At 67.0% G+C, this 19696-nt stretch carries 17 protein-coding genes, 1 tRNA gene and 1 riboswitch; of the genes, 10 read left to right on the top strand and 8 right to left on the bottom strand.

The genetic code is table 11. The annotated features are described in order from the left end of the window. Nucleotides 1-35 precede the first annotated feature (35 nt). Nucleotides 36-1355, bottom strand: a complete 1320-nt coding sequence (locus AB0C34_RS11720; protein ID WP_357070226.1) for an aminotransferase class V-fold PLP-dependent enzyme — start codon at nucleotides 1353-1355, stop codon at nucleotides 36-38. Between the two features lie 44 nt (nucleotides 1356-1399). After that, nucleotides 1400-1513, bottom strand: a riboswitch (SAM riboswitch). A 390-nt stretch (nucleotides 1514-1903) separates the two neighbouring features. On the opposite strand from AB0C34_RS11720, the gene AB0C34_RS11715 reads away from it, so the two are divergent. Together AB0C34_RS11715 and AB0C34_RS11710 are read left to right on the top strand one after the other, a co-directional pair. After that, nucleotides 1904-5818, top strand: a complete 3915-nt coding sequence (locus AB0C34_RS11715) for a Pls/PosA family non-ribosomal peptide synthetase (RefSeq protein WP_357070224.1) — start codon at nucleotides 1904-1906, stop codon at nucleotides 5816-5818. Further along, complete coding sequence (locus AB0C34_RS11710; protein WP_357070222.1) at nucleotides 5818-7155, top strand: M1 family metallopeptidase; 1338 nt, start codon at nucleotides 5818-5820, stop codon at nucleotides 7153-7155. The genes AB0C34_RS11715 and AB0C34_RS11710 overlap by 1 nt, the downstream gene beginning before the upstream one ends. Before the next feature lie 8 nt (nucleotides 7156-7163). Here AB0C34_RS11710 and AB0C34_RS11705 read toward each other — a convergent pair whose 3' ends face one another. Together AB0C34_RS11705 and AB0C34_RS11700 are read right to left on the bottom strand one after the other, a co-directional pair. Further along, the gene (locus AB0C34_RS11705) at nucleotides 7164-7352 is read right to left on the bottom strand and encodes a hypothetical protein (protein WP_357070220.1); all 189 of its coding nucleotides are present in this window, start codon (nucleotides 7350-7352) and stop codon (nucleotides 7164-7166) included. 92 nt (nucleotides 7353-7444) lie between these two features. After that, the gene (locus AB0C34_RS11700; protein ID WP_357070218.1) at nucleotides 7445-7903 is read right to left on the bottom strand and encodes a DUF2752 domain-containing protein; all 459 of its coding nucleotides are present in this window, start codon (nucleotides 7901-7903) and stop codon (nucleotides 7445-7447) included. A gap of 312 nt (nucleotides 7904-8215) precedes the next feature. Between AB0C34_RS11700 and AB0C34_RS11695 the strand changes: the two genes are divergently transcribed. The 5 genes from AB0C34_RS11695 to AB0C34_RS11675 all read left to right on the top strand — a co-directional run bounded on the left by AB0C34_RS11695 (nucleotide 8216) and on the right by AB0C34_RS11675 (nucleotide 11706). Then, the gene (locus tag AB0C34_RS11695) at nucleotides 8216-8500 is read left to right on the top strand and encodes a hypothetical protein (protein WP_357070216.1); all 285 of its coding nucleotides are present in this window, start codon (nucleotides 8216-8218) and stop codon (nucleotides 8498-8500) included. A 204-nt stretch (nucleotides 8501-8704) separates the two neighbouring features. Beyond that, on the top strand, nucleotides 8705-9757 hold the full coding sequence (locus AB0C34_RS11690; RefSeq protein ID WP_357070214.1) for an alpha/beta hydrolase: 1053 nt from the start codon (nucleotides 8705-8707) through the stop codon (nucleotides 9755-9757). 205 nt (nucleotides 9758-9962) lie between these two features. Continuing rightward, on the top strand, nucleotides 9963-10424 hold the full coding sequence (locus AB0C34_RS11685) for a hypothetical protein (RefSeq protein WP_357070212.1): 462 nt from the start codon (nucleotides 9963-9965) through the stop codon (nucleotides 10422-10424). A 177-nt stretch (nucleotides 10425-10601) separates the two neighbouring features. Beyond that, on the top strand, nucleotides 10602-11024 hold the full coding sequence (locus AB0C34_RS11680) for a PPOX class F420-dependent oxidoreductase (protein WP_357070210.1): 423 nt from the start codon (nucleotides 10602-10604) through the stop codon (nucleotides 11022-11024). Nucleotides 11025-11232: 208 nt separating this feature from the next. Then, entirely contained in the window at nucleotides 11233-11706 is a 474-nt protein-coding gene (locus AB0C34_RS11675) for a nuclear transport factor 2 family protein (RefSeq protein ID WP_357070208.1), read from the top strand. A gap of 28 nt (nucleotides 11707-11734) precedes the next feature. On the opposite strand, the gene AB0C34_RS11670 is transcribed toward AB0C34_RS11675, so the two are convergent. From AB0C34_RS11670 to AB0C34_RS11660, 3 genes are all read right to left on the bottom strand, one after another. Further along, complete coding sequence (locus tag AB0C34_RS11670) at nucleotides 11735-13036, bottom strand: PepSY-associated TM helix domain-containing protein (RefSeq protein WP_357070206.1); 1302 nt, start codon at nucleotides 13034-13036, stop codon at nucleotides 11735-11737. A gap of 201 nt (nucleotides 13037-13237) precedes the next feature. Continuing rightward, entirely contained in the window at nucleotides 13238-14122 is an 885-nt protein-coding gene (locus AB0C34_RS11665) for a pyridoxamine 5'-phosphate oxidase family protein (RefSeq protein WP_357070204.1), read from the bottom strand. Nucleotides 14123-14144: 22 nt separating this feature from the next. Continuing rightward, nucleotides 14145-15290, bottom strand: a complete 1146-nt coding sequence (locus AB0C34_RS11660) for a peptidogalycan biosysnthesis protein (protein ID WP_357070202.1) — start codon at nucleotides 15288-15290, stop codon at nucleotides 14145-14147. Nucleotides 15291-15865: 575 nt separating this feature from the next. On the opposite strand from AB0C34_RS11660, the gene AB0C34_RS11655 reads away from it, so the two are divergent. From AB0C34_RS11655 to AB0C34_RS11645, 3 genes are read left to right on the top strand one after another with little or no spacing between them, the layout of a single operon-like run. Next, nucleotides 15866-16363, top strand: coding sequence for a pyridoxamine 5'-phosphate oxidase family protein (locus AB0C34_RS11655; protein WP_357070200.1), 498 nt, complete (start codon nucleotides 15866-15868; stop codon nucleotides 16361-16363). Between the two features lie 48 nt (nucleotides 16364-16411). Beyond that, a complete protein-coding gene (locus tag AB0C34_RS11650) occupies nucleotides 16412-16819 on the top strand; it encodes a YciI family protein (protein ID WP_357070198.1) in 408 nt (135 codons plus the stop codon). After that, nucleotides 16816-17961: a DUF6596 domain-containing protein gene (locus tag AB0C34_RS11645; RefSeq protein WP_357070196.1), complete on the top strand. Its 1146-nt coding sequence runs from the start codon at nucleotides 16816-16818 to the stop codon at nucleotides 17959-17961. The genes AB0C34_RS11650 and AB0C34_RS11645 overlap by 4 nt, the downstream gene beginning before the upstream one ends. Before the next feature lie 291 nt (nucleotides 17962-18252). Here the strand turns inward: AB0C34_RS11645 and AB0C34_RS11640 are convergent. Next, nucleotides 18253-18328: transfer RNA gene (locus AB0C34_RS11640), tRNA-Thr, on the bottom strand. A gap of 62 nt (nucleotides 18329-18390) precedes the next feature. Further along, entirely contained in the window at nucleotides 18391-19596 is a 1206-nt protein-coding gene (locus tag AB0C34_RS11635) for a DNA polymerase III subunit delta' (protein ID WP_357070194.1), read from the bottom strand. Nucleotides 19597-19696: the final 100 nt, after the last annotated feature.

The raw sequence follows: 19696 nt of genomic DNA, 5'->3' as shown, positions 1-19696 counted from the left end.
CCGCTCGCATTGCCCTGATCGGGACACCGCGGCCCTCAGCCGATCAGGCAGGGGGCGGCGCCGGCAGGGGCGGTGGAGCGGAAGGGGCGTGTTTCGGGGGTGGGGTTCCACAAACCGTTGGTGGCGGCGTACTCCCAGGCCGGGCCGGTGCGAACGAGAGCGGCGACGGCCCCGACGAGCCGATCCACATCAGCGGCGGTAGTGCCGAGACCGATGCTGGCGCGCAGGGCCCCGCCCAGCCCGAGGCGGGTGAGCAGTGGGTGCGCACAGAAGCGTCCGTCGCGGACGCCGATGCCGTGTTCGGCGGAGAGGTAGGCGGCGACGTGGCCTGGCACGAATCCGTCCAGGGTGAAAGCGACAATGCCGACAACGTCGGGACTATCGGTCCAGATACGCAGCAAGCGCACACCATCGATCGCGGCAAGGCCGTCGCGGAGGCGGTCGGCGAGCCGATGCTCGTGGGCGGCAAGGGTTTCGGCGTCGATCGTGCAGAACGCGTCACAGGCGGCGGCCAGCGCGGCGGCGCCGAGTACGTTCGGCGACCCCGCCTCGTGCCGCTGCGGAGCCGGCGCCCACTCTGCGCCGGTCGCACTCACCTCGCGCACCGCCCCGCCCCCGGCCAGGTACGGCTCGGCCGCATCGAGCCAGTCACAGCGGCCGACCAGCACGCCCGCACCGAACGGCGCGTACAGCTTGTGTCCGGAAAATGCCAGATAATCGATGTCGCTCTCACGCAGACTGATTCGCCGGTGCGGCGCCAACTGTGCCGCGTCGACCAGGATCCGGGCACCGCACTGGTGCGCGATGGTGGCCAGCCGGTCCAGCGGAAGCACCTCACCGGTCACGTTCGACGCGCCCGTCACCGCGAGCAACGCGGCCGGCCTGCTGCACAACTCGGCGACCAGCCTGCCGATGGTGTCTTCGACGGTGTCGGCGGCCCGAACGACACGGCGGCCGTGTTCGGTCCAGGGCAGGAAATTGGCGTGATGCTCGATGTCCAACACCACCGTCTCGCCGGGAACGCACGCGGCGAGCAGGTTCAGCGAGTCGGTCGTGTTGCGGGTGAACACCACCACCTGATCGTCGGCAGCGTCGAGGAACCGGGTCACCGAACCGCGGGCAGCCTCATAGCACTCGGTGCTGATCCGCGAGGCGTAGCCCGCGCCGCGGTGCACACTCGCGTAGAACGGCAGCAGCTGCTGCACCCGATCGGTGACCTGCGCCAGCGCGGGCGCGCTCGCCGCGTAGTCGAAGTTGGCGTAGGTGGTCGTCCCGCCCTGCACGAGCGGCACCTGGAGGTCGTCACCGGAGACCCGGGCGAGTACGGCACAAGTGTTGTCGACAGCAGAGGTCATCACGTAAATCCCGTCGGTTCTGGGACCCGCGATGGTGTTCGTCGAGTCCGCGCTTGCCGCACCCAGTCGGGCGTCGGCCCGGTCGTCACCCGGAGCACCCCACCGCGGAGGAGGGTTGCCGGCCAGCAAGCCGGGGCTTCACGCTGGCACTCATGACCTGACCCGAGATTGGCAGACGCGCCCCCGCACTGTCAACTGGGTTCGCCATCGAAGTGCGGCGCGCGCTGTTCACGAGGCAACCGACCTCGACCGCCGCCCCACGGCGGCGATCGAGGCGGAATCGGGTGCGTTGTCCACGCATCCAGCGATCATTCGGCAAACTTTACGTTAACTGCGACGACCTGGCGTTTACCGGGCCGCGCGGGTCGAAACTCGACCCGACCGCACACGGCACCAGATGGTCCCGCAACCGGTTCGGTGAACTACCGACGATGACCACCGCGGGTACCGTGGACAACTGGCCACCGTGGTGTTTGCCCTTTGGTAACCCCGCTATGACACAACTACCGGAAGCGCGAGGCAGGTCGATGGGAGGTGCGCAGAGCACCATGCTCCAACCACAGGTTGACGCGACGGCGAGCCCGCTGCTGCGGGGCGGCCAGGCTTCCGAGGCCCGCACGCTCGTCGACATCCTGACCGCCACGGCGCTCGCGCACCCCGACGCCCCCGCCATCGACGACGGTCAGGTGGTGCTCTCCTACCTCGAGCTGGTCGTCGAGATCGAGAAGATCATGGCGAGGCTCGCCACAGCGGGTGTGCGCCCGGGCGACCGGGTAGGCGTGCGGATGTCGTCAGGCGCCCGCGAGCTCTACGTCACCATCCTCGCGGTCTTGTACACCGGCGCCGCCTACGTGCCGGTCGACGCCGACGACCCGGACGAGCGCGCCCAGCTGGTCTTCGGTGAAGCCCAAGTCACCGCGATCGTGACCACCGAGGCCATCGAGACCACGGCGGCGGGCATCCGCGCCGCGCAACGAACCACGTGCGAGGACAACTGGACCACGCTGCCCGCCCCCGGCGACGACGCGTGGATCATCTTCACCTCGGGCTCCACCGGGACACCGAAAGGCGTCGCGGTCACCCACCGCAACGCCGCCGCGTTCGTCGACGCCGAAGCCGAACTATTCCTGCGTGACGCACCGATCGGTCCCGGTGACCGGGTCCTCGCCGGTCTCTCGGTAGCGTTCGACGCCTCCTGCGAGGAAATGTGGCTGGCCTGGCGCAACGGCGCCTGCCTCGTGCCCGCCCCGCGTGACCTGGTCCGCACCGGCGCCGATCTCGGCCCCTGGCTGCTGCGGCGCGAGATCAGCATCGTCTCGACCGTACCGACCCTGGCCGCGACCTGGCCGGTCGAGGCGCTGGACGCGGTGCGTCTGCTGATCTTCGGCGGCGAGGCCGTCCCGCCCGAACTCGCCGAACGCCTCGCCGGTAGCGGTGATTCGCCCCGAGAGGTGTGGAACACCTATGGCCCCACCGAGACAACGGTGGTCGCCTGTGCGGCGCTGCTGAACGGTCGGTGGCCGATTCGGATCGGGCTTCCACTCGACGGCTGGGACCTGGTCGTCGTGGACGCGTCGGGAAACCCCGTGGCCGAGGGCGAATCCGGCGAACTGGTCATCGGCGGTGTCGGCCTCGCGCGTTATCTCGATCCGGCCAAGGATGCGCAGAAGTTTGCCGCGCTACCGTCGGTCGGCTGGGATCGCGCCTACCGCAGCGGCGATCTGGTCCGCAACGACAGCGCCGGACTGGTCTTTCTCGGCCGCGCCGACGATCAGATCAAACTCGGCGGCCGCCGAATCGAACTCGGTGAGATCGACAGCGCGTTGCAGCATCTCCCCGGTGTCACCGGAGCCGCCGCCGCGATCCGCACCACCGAGGCGGGAAACCGGCTTCTGGTCGGCTACCTGACCGGGCCGGGGCCGGACTTCGACGGCAAAGCGGCCCGGGCCGTGCTTACCGAACAACTTCCGGCCGCACTGGTCCCGAGACTCGTCGTGGTCGACAAGCTACCCACCCGGACCTCCGGCAAGGTCGACCGGGACGCACTGCCATGGCCATTGCCCAACACCGACGACAACGATGACGACAACGACCTGACCGGCACCGCCCACTGGGTCGGCGGGCTGTGGGATTCGATTCTCGGGGCCGAGGTCGGCGACCTCGACGCCGACTTCTTCGACCTCGGTGGTGGCTCGCTCGCGGCGGCCCAGCTGGTCACCGCCCTGCGCGAACGCTATCCCCAAATCACCGTCGCCGACCTCTACGACCATCCTCGCCTCGGCGCGCTCGTCGAGCTGCTCGAACAGACGACACCCACGGTCGCCGTCGCGGAGCGCGTCGTACGCCCGACGCCGCTACTCGCCCAGACCGCGCAGGTATTGGCCACCGTCCCGCTGACCACCCTCACCGGTCTCCAGTGGCTCACCTGGCTTGCGATCGTCGGCAACGTCGCGAGCTGGTCCGGCTCGCTGCCCTGGCTGCCGCAGCTGTCCTGGTGGTGGACGCTAGCGGCGTTCCTGCTGTTCATCTCTCCGCCCGGCCGCATGGCGATCTGTGTGGGCGGCGCCAGGCTACTGCTGCGTGGCGTCCACCCCGGTCGTTATCGTCGGGGCGGCTCGGTCCATCTGCGGCTCTGGGCGGCGGTCCGCCTGTCGGAGGCCAGCGGCGCCGAGAATCTCTCCGGCGCGCCATGGATGGTGCCGTTCGCGCGCGCGCTCGGCGCGAAGATCGGCAAAGGCGTCGACTTGCACACCCTTCCACCGGTGACCGGCATGCTCGAACTCGGCGACGGATGCAGCGTGGAACCGGAGGTCGACCTGTCCGGTTACTGGATCGATGGCGATGTGGTCCATCTCGGTCCGATCGTCATCGGCCCAGGCGCGGTCGTCGGTTCCCGATCAATCCTGTTGCCCGGCACCAAGATCGGCAAGAATGCCGAGATAGCACCCGGCTCGGCGGTGTCAGGCAAGGTGAAAGCCGAGCAGGAGTGGGCCGGCTCGCCCGCCGTGAAGGTCGGTAGGGCCCAACATCGCTGGCCGCCGACCACGCCGGACCGCGCCGCGCATTGGGTCGGCATCTTCGGCGTCACGTCGGTACTGCTGGCCGCGGTGCCGATCCTCGGCCTCGGCGCGGGCGGTGCGTTCATCGCCTGGTTCATCCGGGACACCCGGACATTGGCGGACGGTTCGGTGCGCGCCTTCGCGATTCTCCCGATCACGACCTTGCTCAGCCTCGGCGTCTACGCGGTGGTGACCATCATCGCCGTCCGACTACTCGGTATCGGTCTGGCCGAGGGGTATCACCCGGTGCGCAGCCGGGTCGGTTGGCAGGCCTGGGCCACCGAGCGACTGCTCGATTCCGCACGCACATTCCTGTTTCCGCTGTACGCGAGCCTGCTCACGCCGCTGTGGCTCCGTTTGCTCGGCGCGAGGATCGGCAAGAGCGTCGAGGTGTCCACGGTGCTATTGCTGCCGAAATTCACCACGGTCGCCGACGGGGCGTTCCTCGCGGACGACACCATGATCGCGAGCTACGAACTCGGCGGCGGCTGGCTGCGCGTCGGCGAAGCGAAAGTCGGCAAGCGCGCCTTCCTCGGCAACTCCGGGATGACCGCGCCGGGCCGCCGAGTTCCGAAGAACGGACTGGTCGCGGTGTTGTCGGCGGCGCCGTCCAAGGCGAAGGCGGGCTCGTCCTGGCTGGGCAGCCCACCGGTCCGGCTTCGACGCGCGGCGGAGAACACCGACACCTCGCGCACGTTCAACCCGCCCGCGCGGCTGCGCGTCGCCCGCGGCATCATCGAAACCTGCCGCTTGATCCCGGTTCTGGTCACCTTCGCCATCGGCCTCGGGGTGCTGTTCACCCTGGCCTGGCTCGCGGAGGCCCTCGGCCACGCGGCCGCCGGGCTACTGAGCGGACTGGTGCTGCTCGCCGCCGGTGCGGTCGCCGGGGCGAGCGCGATAGCCGCGAAATGGCTGCTGGTCGGGCGCATTCACGCCGAGGAGCATCCGCTGTGGAGTTCGTTCGTGTGGCGCAACGAAGTCTCCGACACCTTCGTGGAAACCGTTGCCGCGCCGTGGTTCGCGCGCGCCGCGACCGGAACTCCCGTGCTGAACCTCTGGCTTCGCGGTCTCGGCGCGCGGATCGGCCGCGGGGTATGGTGCGAGTCCTACTGGCTACCGGAGGCGGACCTGGTGACTCTCGGCGACGGCGCGACCGTGGAACGCGGCTGCGTGGTGCAGACCCACCTTTTTCACGATCGAATCATGGCCATGGACACTGTCAGCCTGGGTGCGGGAGCCACGCTCGGTCCACACTGTGTCGCGCTGCCCGCGTCCGCCCTCGGCGACGGCGCGACCATCGGTCCCGCGTCCCTGGTCATGCGCGGCGACGCGGTGCCTGCCTCGACGCGCTGGTGGGGCAACCCGATCGCGCCCTGGTTCACAGGCGACCCCGGGGCACGCTGATGCCGGGCAAGTTCTACGAGGCCCCCATCGATGAGTACCTACCGCAGAACGGCAATCGGGGCTATCGAGTATCACGGTACGAACTCGAGTTGAGTTACAAGGTAACCAGCAACCGACTGACCGGCCGTGCCACGATCACCGCGGTGACCACCGCCGGGCGCCCGAGGTTCGCCTTCGATCTTTCCCAGTCGCTGGTCGTCTCGAAGGTGCTCGTCAATGGAGCCAAGGCGGCGAAATACACTCACCAGCACAGCAAGCTGGTGATCACACCGCAGCAGCGGATTCCGGCGGGTGGCGTGCTGTCGCTGGTGGTGCAGTACGGCGGCATCCCGCGACCGGTGCGCGGCCCATGGGGAGAGGTCGGCTGGGAGGAGCTGACCGAGGGCGTGCTCGTAGCGAATCAGCCCAACGGCGCCGCCTCCTGGTTCCCTTGCGACGACCACCCGAGTTCCAAAGCGAGCTACCGGATTTCGATCACCACCGACTCGCCCTACTACGCGCTGGCCAACGGCATTCTGCTGCGGAAGCAGACCAAGGCCAGCCAAACCACGTGGGTGTACGAGCAGTCCGAGCCGATGTCGAGCTACTTGGCGACTATCCAGATCGGCCCCTACCGCAAGCATCGCATCGACCCCCCGCACAACTCGGTACCGATGCAGGCCGTCATCCCGCCCCGGCTCCGCGCCAACTTCGACCATGACTTCGCCCGTCAGCCGCAGATGCTCGAGGTCTTCACCGACAAGTTCGGCCCCTACCCGTTCGAGGGGTACACGGTGGTGGTGACCGACGACGAACTGGAGATCCCGATCGAGGCGCAAGGCATCTCCGTCTTCGGCGCCAACCATTGCGACGGCCGTCGCGGCGCCGAGCGGCTGGTCGCGCACGAGCTGGCCCACCAGTGGTTCGGCAACAGCCTGACCATCCGGCAGTGGCGCGACATCTGGCTGCACGAAGGCTTCGCCTGTTACGCGGAGTGGATCTGGTCGGAGGCGGCGGGCGGACCGAGCGCTGATCAGCTGGCCAGGGCCGCGCGGCACAATTTGGCACGCGAGCCGCAGGACATCGTGGTCGGTGACCCAGGACCGCTCCGAATGTTCGATGACCGCGTGTACAAGCGTGGCGCGCTGACCTTGCACGCATTGCGTCTGGAACTGGGCGATACCGGCTTCTTCGAGTTGCTACGGGAGTGGACGGTGCGCTTTCGCCACGCTCTGGTGACCACGGAGGAATTCACCGATCTGGCCGGGCACTACAGCCTGATGCCCCTACGCCCGCTCTGGGACAGCTGGCTACTCGCCGAGCCGTTACCCCAGCTGCCGCCGTACGGCGGCAGGTAGCCGGCTGATCAGAACACCAGATAGCGCACGGCGAGTTCTTCGACCAGCGGGTCGTCGTCGGCGACGCTCTCCAGCGTGTCCAGATCGGTTTCGACGGCGATCTGCCGTGGGTCGTCGTGCTCGGAGTCGGGAGTGCCATCCTCTTCGAGCTGGCGCAGCAACTTCGCTCGCACCCTGTCCTTCAGTGAATCGCTCATAGTGGCAGCTTGCCGGGTCCACGACGGGTCGGATCGCCCGGGCCAGCCGAATTCGGTCGAGCATTGGTGCCGTGCGGAATTCGCGTGTGCCGCTAGACCGGGGTCAACAGCGTTCCCCACGGCGTATTGCGCAGCACGGTATAGATGGCCAGCAGAACGAAGAACGTCCACATCGTCGTGCGGCTGACGGTGGGCAGTCGCATCGACCGACCACGCCAGGCCCGGATGGTCCAGTCCCCCACCCACAGTGCGAACGCGAGAACCAGCGGAATCGCCAGCAGATTGCTGTGCAGCGCATCGACGAGTTGCCCGTCGGTCAGGTTGTGCACCGCACGCATGCCGCCGCAGCCAGGGCAATACCAGCCGGTCAGCGCGTAGACCGGACAGGTGCCGTACGAGCCGTCGACATGGGGATCCCGCAGGTGCAGCAGCACGCCGATCGCTATGCCGGCACCCGCGACCAGCGATGGCACCGCCACGCCGCGCCACCCGGACCTCGATTCCGTCGTCGGATCGGCCGCGGCTTCGGGGGCGATGTGCGCGAATTCCACAGATCAACCGTAGCCCCGGGCCGGTCGGTACCGCCACGCTCGCACACCCAACTGCCATGAACTCGAATCGCGATGCGCGTCCGCCACCGCGTTCGGGGTACCGGGCCGCTCCTGTGGCCGCGGTCCGGCGCCGATGAAACCGAGGCGGCCGCGTCAGGAACCGAGCGACCACGCGTCATCGAGCCTGCGCTGCGCGGGTATCGGGTGACGCGAAACCGATTGCGTCGGTGGCCACGCCACGATCGTGGCTCCAGCCCTCCGACAAGATCGAAAGCCTCCGCCGTTTTCGCTGGCCGCGTAAAATTTGTCGACGTGGATGCCGCTGGTGGTACCTGGCTCGACGGATTCGGGATCAGTGCGGCCCGCAAGCTCGAGTACGGGCAGGTGGGCCACTGGTGTACACCCCAGGACGGTGATCACGCGGTCGACGACGCCGCGCGAACCGTCGCGGTGGAGATCGACCCCGGCGATGGATCGTCGCTGGTCGTCTTTGTTCGCGTCCCCAATCGTCGGGACGTACCCGGCGATTTCCATCCCGACGATGAGGTCTGCCTGGTGATGCCCGACATCGCCGCAGCGCTCTACTCGGCGGGCTGACCCGCGGCGATAGCCGTCTCGACAATCTCGCGCCGCATATTCGCCGGGCAGTGCTCCCTGCGCCCCTAGGTTCGCGATTCGATCTTTGACCGAACTGATTTCGGGGTATTCCGGGTGTCGGCCAGGATTTCACCCTCGGGTGCTTGCACTAGCAAGCACCCGAGCTTGCGACGTAGTGTGGCGGTGGACACAAAGGAGTGCTCGATGCTGGTGAAGTCGATGAGGACGCTGGCCGACGCGCGTAATGGCGCGCTGACTGCCGCATACCGCGCCGGATTGCGATCCCGCACTTACCAGACCACGTCATTGAACGCCCCCACTGCCCCGTGTGCGGTCATCCCGGTCACCACTTCGGACGGCGCCCGCCTGCGGGTGCATGCCTACGGTCCAGCCGACGGTGACGTCATCGTCTTGATCCATGGCTGGAGTTGCAGTATCGAATACTGGAATCCTCAGATCAACACCTTCGCCGACCGGTATCGGGTGGTCTGCTACGACCAGCGCGGGCACGGTGCCAGCGAACTCGGCAGTCTCGCCCCGAGCAAGCAGACACTGGCCGAGGATCTGTCGGCCGTTCTGGACGCCACACTTCGCCCCGGACAGCGTGCGGTGCTCGCGGGTCACAGCATGGGCGGAATCACGCTGCAGGCGTGGGCCGAACGGTATCCGGAGCAGGTGGACAGGCGCGCCGCCTCGGTCATCCTGCTCAATACCACCTCGGGCAACATTCGCTACGACACCGACCTGCTCCCGCTGCTGAACAAACCGCTGACCCTGGCGAACCGGCCGATCACGTTGCTCGGAGCCACCGTGCGTATGCCGGTGATCGTTGGCGAAACCATTCTCTCCGCCCCGGTGCCGATGCCAGGAGGCTGGCCGGTGAGCACACTGTTCAAAGCGCGCGTGATGTCCGCGACGGCGACGGCGGACGAGGTGAACTTCGCGCTCGGGATCGTGCGGTCCTGTCGCCCACTCACCCGCGGCAGGCACGCCGCCGCGCTCGCCGACATGGATCTCACCGGCGCCGCCGCACAGCTCACTGTGCCGACGACGGTGATCGCGGGCGCGCACGATCATCTTTTGCCCGAACGTATGTCGCGCCGCATCGCCGACGTACTCACCGACACCGGTCAGCTTGCCGCCTACCACGTATGGCCCACCGGCCACCTCGGCAACATCGAAGCCGCCGATCTCTTCAACCGAGAGTTGGCGCGCATCGCCGGATGCGCCGACAGGCACAACACTGCTGCGGGTTGATCCGCGAGACGCTTCGAGTCGGTGATCGACGTCCAGTTCAGCGGCATCGCCCCGGCCCGCCGCTGACCACCCGAATCCGGTCTCGTCGAACTCGCGGAGCATCGCCGGCCAACGGATCGGCCTGCGCCCATTCGCGCGGCACTAACACAGAGTTACCGTGAACCGATGATCCGACAGACGGATCGGTTTCTTCGAACGGAGCACAGTGCACGTATTTCGCGGTATATCGGCCCTGCTTCTGGCCGTGGGCGCGCTGGCAGTGACGGCCACCTCGGCGTCTGCCCTTCCGATCGGAATCCCACCGGCGCGGACACTCTGCGGTGGTGGCGGTTTCGGCGGCGGAACGGTGGCGGCGTATTTCGACCCGGCCCGCAACCTGGACGGCACGACGACCATCTGGATCCGGCCGGAATTCACCTTCGTTCCCACCGTCCCGGGCGGCTACTGCAGCGTGGACGTCACCCTGTACTGGCGCAACAATGACACCAATGCGATCGGCACTGCTGCCGCGAGCCCCGTCTCGGTGGGCGACAATACCGCCACTGGTGAGAACACCGACGGCCAGTGGGTGCCGATCACCATCGATGCCGGTCATGGTCGACTCGAGGTGTTGCTCGCGACGAACTTCCTACACGTGCCCGGCAAGGGAACCTTTATCGACGCGTAGTCAGCCCCAGCCGGGCGGAGGACGACGCGCAGCGCGAGCCCGATGGGCAGCACAGCCAGGCCCTTGTCGAAGACGCGTCGCGGCGAGGTTTACCGGCAGGAACGAAAAGCGGACCGGGTCGGCGATGGAGACGGCATACAGGGAATGAAAGGGCCGTCCCGGCGGTAGAACCAGAACATGGAACTCGACGACGCAGCTCGCACACTCATCGGTGCCGGCGCCGAAGCCACGCTGGTGACGATCAACCCCGACGGTAGCCCGCAGGTATCCGTCGTGTGGGTAGCGCTGCAATCCACACCCGACGGCGACGAACTCGTCTCCGCCCACCTCGCCGAACACCAGAAAGTCCGCAATATCCGCCACGACCCCCGCGTCGCGGTGACGATTCTCGCGCCCGAACGCGGCGAGACGATGCGGCCCTACCTGTCGGTTACCGGCACCGCCCGCATCGTCGAAGGCGGCGCACCCGAACTTCTCGCGGAGCTGGCCGAAACGCTGACCGACTCGAACGTCGAATTTCCGCCCGCCGGCTCACCCCCTGGCCTGCTCACCCGCATCCGCATCGACAAAATCGGCGGCATCGGCCCTTGGACGTCGTGACGAGCGGCTGCTCGACAGGCACCGCCGGCCCCGGAATGCCGTGTGGCGAGGAAACGGCACACGGCATCGTTTGTCTACGCGACCGGCGGGTACGTCGTCAACGCGTTCCTTCCGCACCAGCAAACGTTCATATGAGGTTGCCATCGACCACGAATGGTGCTCATCGCTTTGGCCATACCACGGCGAAAGGACCGACCAAGGAGATGACATGACGGACGAAGCCCGCCCTCCCGTACCCCCCTTCACCAGAGAAACCGCCATCGAGAAGGTTCGGCAGGCAGAAGACGGTTGGAACTCCCGCGATCCGGAAAAGGTCGCCCTCGCGTACACCGTGGACTCACGCTGGCGCAACCGTGCGGAATTCGTCAACGGACGCGACGAGATCGTCGCCTTCCTCACCCGCAAATGGCGTCGGGAACTCGACTACCGACTCATCAAGGAACTCTGGGCCTTCGACGGCAACCGGATCGCGGTGCGCTTCGCATACGAGTGCCATGACGATTCCGGCAACTGGTTCCGCTCCTATGGGAACGAGAACTGGGAATTCGACGACAACGGGCTGATGCGTGTGCGCTACGCCTGCATCAACGATCTCCCGATCAAGGTAGCCGAGCGCAAATACCACTGGACACAGGGGCGCCGCCCCGATGACCATCCCGGCCTGACCGAACTCGGACTGTAAGTCTCCCGAGCACGACGTGTCGGCCAGCCTACGCCGCTGGTCCCTGGCGGAGACGCACTTTTCGTCGAGTTCTCAGTGCGACGAGCCAGGTCGAAGCACCGGTGATAGCGAGCATCAATGGCGTGAGGGCGAGAAGGAACCAAAGTATTCGCCACCAGCCGTTGACCAGCCAACCGAAATGCGCGGGACGGAAGACTTTGTCGTAGAAGGTGTTCGCCACCGGCCGGCCGTGGCTGGAGTCGACGACTTGGACGTCGGCGCTGTCTTTGGCGTTGATGTAGACGAAGATGTCACCGCTGTAGAAGGCACGGTTTTCGTAAGGCGAATACGCGCCCGCTATCGCGGCCCGGTAATAGTCCGCGTCGGCGCTCGGCAGCATCAGATAGGCGAGCCGACCTGGGACATGTTGTAGTGCAATAGCGCTCGCGGCACTGACAGACACCGGTGGCTGCCCCGGTGCCGCCGGCCGAGGCGTGAACGAGTCCTGGGGCATCGCGTTGACTGCTTCGCCGCCAGTGAGAACGAGCCAGACCCGCTCCACGACAGGGAATTCGAACGCGGCGCCGGTGACACCCCACATGAGCAGGAACGGCACGCTGATGATGCCGATGACATTGTGTAGGTCGCGGTCACGGGCGTAGCGGCCTTTGTTCGTCCGGACGCGAAGGCCGTGGTGCCAGCGTTTCAGCGAGGGCCACCACACGAAAGCGCCGGATACCGCGAGCAGCACCAGCAACAATCCGACGGTGCCGAGAATCAAGTGCGCCCAGGTAAGGCCGAGGACGGGCACTTTCGCAGTGACCACTGGCGCCATCCCCGCATAGCGCGGGCAGCCGAACGCGCAGTCGTGCAGATTGACGAGCAGGCCGAGTGGGCCCTCGGTGATTCCCGCATACGTGTTGATTCGACCGGTGCCCGGGTCCACCGAGTAGGCGGTTCTGCGGGCGTGATCACCAACGGCGATGACACCGCCGTCAGAGCCGACCCACCCGACATCGAAGTCGGGGTCCGCCGCACGCACGATGTCGACGGCTCGCTCGGTCGTGATGACCGTCTGGGCGTCGGTGTGCTGATAGAAGGATCGGTGGCTCGCCCGGAAGAGCTCCCCGTGATAGAGCAGTATCGCGCCGGAGGTGCACTGGACAACCAGCAGCACACCGAGAGTCAGTGCGGACCAACGGTGGATCACAATCAGCGCGCGACGCAACGGTGCGCGCTGACGACGACGTACGGGACGGTTCGTGTCCGCGTGGCCGACGATCAGCGTCCGCGGCGACGGCTCGCGGCGCGCCTCGGCGCGCCTCGCGTCGCGCGCATCCACTCCCGTCATACAGGACAGGCTAACCTAAATTCTTTGTGGTTTGTCGAGCCTCTACTCAGCCCAGGACGGCATCGCGGCTGAACAACCGGACGGGTGTCACCTTCATGACGGCGATGACGCCGTCACCACGGGAGCCGGTGCGGCACCGAGGCTCGACCGCCGGAGGCGCATCGGCGCTGCGCCCGATCCGGGTAGCCCATGCCGAGACGGTCAACGGTCGATGGCGGCGACCGGGACTTCGATCCTGGTGTCGTGCTTGTCCTCGGTCCAGCGCTGTGCGTCGTAGAGCCACCATTGGTCGATGTCGAGGCGATAAAACCGGCGTGGACCGTCGGTGTGGAATTCCTCGAGCGGCAGCATCCACTCGGCCCGGACCGTGGGATCCGGGAAGTTCGATTCGTAGTAGCGGTCGTAATAGGCGGGCAGTTCCTCGGCCGTGACCTCGCGGCACTCGCCGGTGAACTGGGCTCCGTCGATCGGTATGCCCGACGGTGCGTCGGAGCCGGTCAGCCCGGTCCGGAAAATCGATCCCGCGACCTGCGGCGAGCGGGCGATATTCGTCGAGTGCCGGGCGTCCCGCAACGAATACCAGAGCAGCCGCAGCGGCTGGTACAGCACAACGTAGTTGACGGTGGACGACCACGGACCGGCCGGCCCGCTGGTGGCGAGGCTGACGAACCGGGCCCGATCGAGCAGGGCACGGCTACGCTGCGCGAGAACCGCCGCATCCGATCGCGGGCCGGGTGGCTCGAGTGTGGGGAGCGGGATTGGATGCGGTGGGTCGGTAAGGATTCGGGCGTCGAGGATCTCATACCACTCGTCCTGACCGGTCCGCCGCTTCTCCCATTCCTGGTCTCGCGACCGCGCGCTGATTTCCCGGCGGTAGCGGCCCCATTCGGCTTCATCGGCGAACGTGACGTGATGCTCGAGGCAGTGCACGTCGTCACCGATGGTCACCGTGTACCACCGGGTGCCCAGCACCATGTCCAGGTCGGCATAGAACCAGAGCTGGCGGTCTGCGATCCACCGCCAGAACCCTGGCAGATCAGCTCGGGCCTTTGCGGTCGGCCGAAACCGGTAGACCAGATGGAGCATTCGCCGAACCCTTCGTTCGAAGTCAGAACAGGAACTCGAGCCAGTCATGGCTCAACGAGGACAAGTACCCGGGAAATCGGTCGCGGTAACCGCGCGCCAGATCCCGATTGTGCGTGCGCACGCGTTCGCCGTCGAGTTCATCATCATCGAGCAGCACCACAGCGGCGAGCGGTTCCACCACAGCACCACGGCGGATCTTCGCTTCCAGAGCGGACGTCGACAGGAAAAGTCGACGGAACCCGTGCTGCGCGGCGTAATCGATGGGGGCATAACAGGTGGTGACGAAATACGGGTAGCCGTCCCTGCTCACCGAACCATGCGAGCCGAAATACCGGCCGTGCAGGCTGTCGCCATGGCGGTAACACACCGCGACGGTGGCCAGCGCGCCGTCTCGCGAGCACAGCAAGACCTTGGCGTTGCCGAACAGGCCCACTCGCCGCTGGGCGGCAAAAACACGATGCATCCACGAAACACCGTCGCCATTGCCATATCTGCGGCGGTTGTCCGCGATCAACGGTGCGATCGCCGCCTCGATCTCGGGAGTGAGGTCGACCCATTCCAGGGTGAAGCCGGCGGCGCTGAAATCCCGGAGTTCTCGCCGTCGGCGCTTGCGGTTGTGCCCGCTCGACCGCGTGAGCAGTTCGGCGGCTCCCTGGGCAGGGACCGCCACCGTAGCCTCGGCCGAATGCAGCAGCACGTGTGCAGCGGGATGCGCGCGCCCGAATTCTCGTGCGGCACTGACCGGGAGATAGGGCATCACCACCCCGGCACGCCCATGCTCCCGGGCATAATCGAGCGCGCCGGCGAGCAGGCCGGACAACGACGCCGACCGTTGCGACCCGGTCGTGCAGATCAGCCCGTTGCGCACCGAGCGACGGGCGCCGAGCCAGACGAACGGGCGCTGCCAAGGCCCGGCCAACTCGGGAAAGAAATCTGGCAAATAGAACAACCCGGAAGCTTGCTCACCATCCCAGATCGCCGTCGCGCCCGTGATCCGTTCACCGGTACCGATCGTCAGGACCGGTTGCGGGCCAGCCGCCTCATCGAGGTGGCGCAACCAGGCATGACTACAGAACAGTTCACCAGCCGGAACCAGGCCATCCCATTCCACCGCGTCGATCGCTTCGACAGCTTCGACCAGCCGCGTGCCGATAGATGTCCCGCGCATACTCTTCCTGGTGTACTAGACCGTACCCGGATCGTAGAACAATCAAACAGTTCATGCCGAACACCAGCTCGCGGATCTGCGCGACAAGGGATTACCGGACTACCGAACGACATTGATCCGGAATCGCTACCTTCACCGATGCCGGGTGTCATCATCCGGCCGCAATCAGTTCCACCCATCGCGACGAAAGCCCGGTCTGCGCATCGCGGCACGGTCACCGCGTAGGTATCGCGCCGACCGTGACTCGTGGGTGATGCCGCGATGCGGTGGGTTTCATTATCCGCCGCCGCCGCGCAACCGGGTCCGGCAACAGACCTCAGCGAATTCCAAACGATCAGCGGTGCAATCCGGCAGTGCGTGCGCGCTGGTCAGACGCGGTCAGCTTGTTCCGAATCAGCGTCGCAGCTGTGCTTGCCTGGCGCCATCTCGGTTGACCTCAGGCTCCGGCTCCGTCGGGTCCGAAAAGAACCGAAAAATTCGTCGCCGCGGATGTCGAGAATGCGGGACCGGCTCCGTCCCATGAGGAGGAGCAGCCGAGAACGGACCGCTCGCGGACACCGACACAGGAGACAGCAATGGAACAGCATGCGATCACCGAGATCCTCAACCACCCGATCAGCCAGCAGCTGCTGGCCTGCGACCTGACCCGCTTGGCCTACGTTGCCAAGGACGGCACACCCCGCAACATCCCGATCGGGTTCACCTGGAACGGATCGCAGATCGTGCTCTGCACCACGAAGAACGCCCCGAAACTGCCCTCCCTGCGGCACAACCCCCAGGTCGCGCTGACGATCGACACCGTTGTACACCCTCCGAAGATCCTGCTCATCCGCGGTCGAGCGGAGTTGGACGTGGTGGATGGCATCCCAGAGGAGTACCTACAGCTGAACGGCAGCTACGAAATGACTCCCGAGCAGCGCATCGAGTGGGAGGCCGAGGTCCGCTCGCTCTATGACGGAATGGTCCGGATCGTCATCACCCCGACCTGGGTCAAGCTCATCGACTTCGAAACCACCCTCCCCACCGCGGTCGAGGAGTTGATCCAGCAGCGGGCCGAGCGTCAGCACTCCTGAACCGATCAACGCGACCAGAATGGGCCGTACCGAACCGAGGAGAACATCATGGCCAAATATCTGCTGCTCAAGCACTACCGGGGCGCGCCGACACCGGTCAATGAGGTGTCGATGGACCGGTGGACGCCGGAGGAGCTGACGGCCCACGTGCGGTACATGGCGGATTTCGCCGCGCGACTCGAGGCTACCGGCGAGTTCGTCGACAGTCAGGCGCTCTCCCCGCAGGGCACGTTCGTCCGCTCGGACGGCGAGGGCCGCCCGCCGGTCACCGACGGGCCATTCGCGGAGACCAAGGACCTGATCGCCGGCTGGATGATCATCGATGTCGAGACCTACGGGCGGGCGCTCGAGCTGGCCGCGCAGCTGTCCGCAGCGCCCGGTGCGGGCGGGAAGCCGGTCCAGGAGTGGCTCGAGATACGGCCGTTCCTCAGCGCGATGCCCACAGTGACCGAGTGAACGAGTCGCTGCCGCGCGAACTCGCACCCGCGGTGATCGGCGTCCTCGTCTGCCGCGGAGCCGACTTCGCCGCGGCCGAGGATGCCGTGCAGGAGGCCCTGATTCGCGCGTTGGAGAGCTGGCCGGACGATCCACCGCGCGATCCGAAAGCCTGGCTCGTCGCAGCCGCCTGGCGCAAGTTCCTCGACGCCGCCCGAGCCGAAACCGCGCGGCGGGGACGGGAACTCGCCGTGGAGGTCGAGCCGGCGGGAGGTCCGGTGCCAGGCACTGACGACTCACTGTGGCTCTACTTCCTGTGTGCGCACCCGTCGCTGTCCCCTGGTTCAGCCGTCGCGCTGACGCTGCGCGCCGTCGGCGGCTTGACGACACGGCAGATCGCGACGGCATACCTGGTGCCCGAAGCGACCATGGCACAACGGATCAGCCGGGCCAAGCGGCGTATCGCGGGGCGGCAACTCGACCGACCCGGCGATCTGACGACGGTGCTGCGCGTGCTCTACCTCGTCTTCAACGAAGGTTACAGCGGAGACATCGACCTGGCGGCCGAAGCGATCCGCCTCACCCGTCAGCTCGCCGCCTCGACCGACGACCCCGAGGTCGCGGGGCTGCTCGCGCTGATGCTGCTGCATCATGCTCGCCGTGCGTCGCGCACGGGCCCGGGCGGCCGCCTGGTTCCGCTCGCCGAGCAGGACCGATCCCATTGGGACACCGGCCTTATTGCCGAAGGAGTGGTTATTCTGCAAGCGGCGCTGGCACGCGACCGGCTGGGCGAATATCAGGCGCAAGCCGCGATCGCCGCCCTGCACGCAGATGCCCCGAGCACCGCCGAGACGGACTGGGTACAGATCGTGGAGTGGTACGACGAGCTGCTGGACCTCACAGGCAGTCCGGTGGTGCGACTCAACCGCGCAGTCGCGGTCGGCGAGGCCGACGGTCCGCAGGCCGGGTTGGCGGAACTGAGCAAGTCGGACCCCGACCTGCCCCGGTACGCTGCGGTTCGCGCGTACCTCCTCGAACGCGCCGGCGACCTCGAGCAGGCCGCCGCACTGTACGCGGCGGCATCCAGCGCGGCCACCAGCATTCCGGAGCGCGACCACCTCACCCGCGAGGCAGCGCGGGTACGGAAGTCACTGCGTTCGTAATCGGTCTCCAACTCGGCAGACCGCCGGAAAAAGCCGGTCGCACCGTGAATCACCGACCGACGCACGCTCCCCTCGAAGGCGCTCGCGAGCAAACGTCACCATCAGCCGAACGACCGTAGTGGCCGGCTCGGAGATGACCGCTGAGAAACGCGCGCCATTCGGCATTACAGAGCGGTCGCGAGAGGCCTCGCGGTCCGCGGCGCCAACCTTCCGATCAACCAGATCCTGTCAAGGGTTGATCTGATGAAAACGGCCCCTGCACACGATTACGCATGTCAGAGGCCCTTCGAGTGGAGCCGCCTGGGGGAATCGAACCCCCGACCTTTTCATTACGAGTGAAGCGCTCTACCGACTGAGCTAAGGCGGCGTGCCTCTCGGCCACGCGAGTCTATCGTCTCGTCGCCGGATCGCGAAAACGGGTGGTCATCGTCAGCGTGATTGGGCGGCTATCAGGGCCGCGGCCATGGCGGCGAGGGCGAAGCGGGGTTTGACGTTCAGGTCGAGGGCTTCGCGGCAGGCGAGGACGGCCTCGATGGAGCCGAGCAGGCCGGTGGGCGGTACTCGTGCGGCGAGGCCGTGGATCTGGTCGGACAGGTCCGGGTGGGTGAGCGCGACACCGGAACCGCTGTGGGCGGCGCCGAACCGGACGGCCAAGGCGTCGCGGTAGACGCCTGCCACGTCGATCAGGGCACGATCGAGCGCATCGCGTCCAGTGCGCGTGGCGCGAGATTTCTGTCGTCGCTCCAAGTCCTTGAGCACGCCCGCGGAACCGCGGGTAGCGCCGGCCGCGCCTTTGCCGGTACCACCCGCACCCAGCGCGGTCGCGAGTTCTTCGCGTTCGCGTTCGTCCCGGGCGGCGCTCATCTGCTTGGCCTCGTCGTCGGCCGCGCGCACCAGCTCGTCGGCGGCGGCATAGACCGCCCCCGGATTGCCGACCGCGGCGACCAGGGCCAATGCCCGCCGGCGGCGGGAGCGCGCCTCCTGGTCGGTGGCGAGCCGCCGGGCGCGACCGATGTGTCCGCCGCTGATGGCTGCGGCCCAGTTCGCGGTCTCCTCGTCCAATTCGTCGCGTTCGTGGAGCACCCGCGCGATGGCCGGGACCGACGGCGTCACCAGGTGCACATGTCGACAGCGGGACCGCAGCGTGACCGAGATGTCCTCCGGATCCACCGAGGGCGCGCACAGCAGGAACACCGTCCGGTCCGGCGGCTCCTCGACCACCTTGAGCAGCACGTTTCCCGCGGCCTCGGTCAACCGGTCGGCGTCTTCGATGACCACCACCTGCCAGCGCCCTGTGCTCGGACGGCGCGAGGCGACCTGCACGATCTCGCGCATCTCCTTGGTGCTGATGCTCAGCCCTTCTGGCACCACCCGACGCACATCGCCGTGCGTGGCAGCCATCGTGGTCGTGCAGGCATGACACCTGCCGCACCCGGGCGTTCCGGTGTCGGTGCATTGCAATGCGGCCGCAAAGCACAGTGCCGCAACGGATCTGCCCGATCCCGGCGGGCCGGTGAACAGCCAGGAATGCGTCATCGCCCCCTCGACCACGCCGTTGCGGGCCGCGATCGCGGCAGCCGTCAGCTCGGACTCGACCGCATCCTGGCCGACCAACCGATCGAAGACACCCGCCACGCAATACACCCTAGCCGTCTGCGCCGACACATCCGTTCGGACATCGGCCCTGGTTGCGAACACCCGATATGCGGTTTACGAGGCAGGCTGACGCGCTGGT

Origin of the sequence: Nocardia sp. NPDC049220, assembly GCF_040647855.1 — a bacterium.
GTDB lineage: Bacteria > Actinomycetota > Actinomycetes > Mycobacteriales > Mycobacteriaceae > Nocardia.
Note: the sequence above shows the minus strand (reverse complement) of the source record. Positions and strands in the feature narration are given on the sequence as shown.

Coding starts and splice junctions, on each gene's coding strand:
- AB0C34_RS11720 (WP_357070226.1), bottom strand. CDS start 1,355: ATGACCTCTGCTGTCGACAACACTTGTGCCGTACTCGCCCGGGTCTCC.
- AB0C34_RS11715 (WP_357070224.1), top strand. CDS start 1,904: ATGCTCCAACCACAGGTTGACGCGACGGCGAGCCCGCTGCTGCGGGGC.
- AB0C34_RS11710 (WP_357070222.1), top strand. CDS start 5,818: ATGCCGGGCAAGTTCTACGAGGCCCCCATCGATGAGTACCTACCGCAG.
- AB0C34_RS11705 (WP_357070220.1), bottom strand. CDS start 7,352: ATGAGCGATTCACTGAAGGACAGGGTGCGAGCGAAGTTGCTGCGCCAG.
- AB0C34_RS11690 (WP_357070214.1), top strand. CDS start 8,705: ATGCTGGTGAAGTCGATGAGGACGCTGGCCGACGCGCGTAATGGCGCG.
- AB0C34_RS11680 (WP_357070210.1), top strand. CDS start 10,602: ATGGAACTCGACGACGCAGCTCGCACACTCATCGGTGCCGGCGCCGAA.
- AB0C34_RS11675 (WP_357070208.1), top strand. CDS start 11,233: ATGACGGACGAAGCCCGCCCTCCCGTACCCCCCTTCACCAGAGAAACC.
- AB0C34_RS11670 (WP_357070206.1), bottom strand. CDS start 13,036: ATGACGGGAGTGGATGCGCGCGACGCGAGGCGCGCCGAGGCGCGCCGC.
- AB0C34_RS11665 (WP_357070204.1), bottom strand. CDS start 14,122: ATGCTCCATCTGGTCTACCGGTTTCGGCCGACCGCAAAGGCCCGAGCT.
- AB0C34_RS11660 (WP_357070202.1), bottom strand. CDS start 15,290: ATGCGCGGGACATCTATCGGCACGCGGCTGGTCGAAGCTGTCGAAGCG.
- AB0C34_RS11655 (WP_357070200.1), top strand. CDS start 15,866: ATGGAACAGCATGCGATCACCGAGATCCTCAACCACCCGATCAGCCAG.
- AB0C34_RS11650 (WP_357070198.1), top strand. CDS start 16,412: ATGGCCAAATATCTGCTGCTCAAGCACTACCGGGGCGCGCCGACACCG.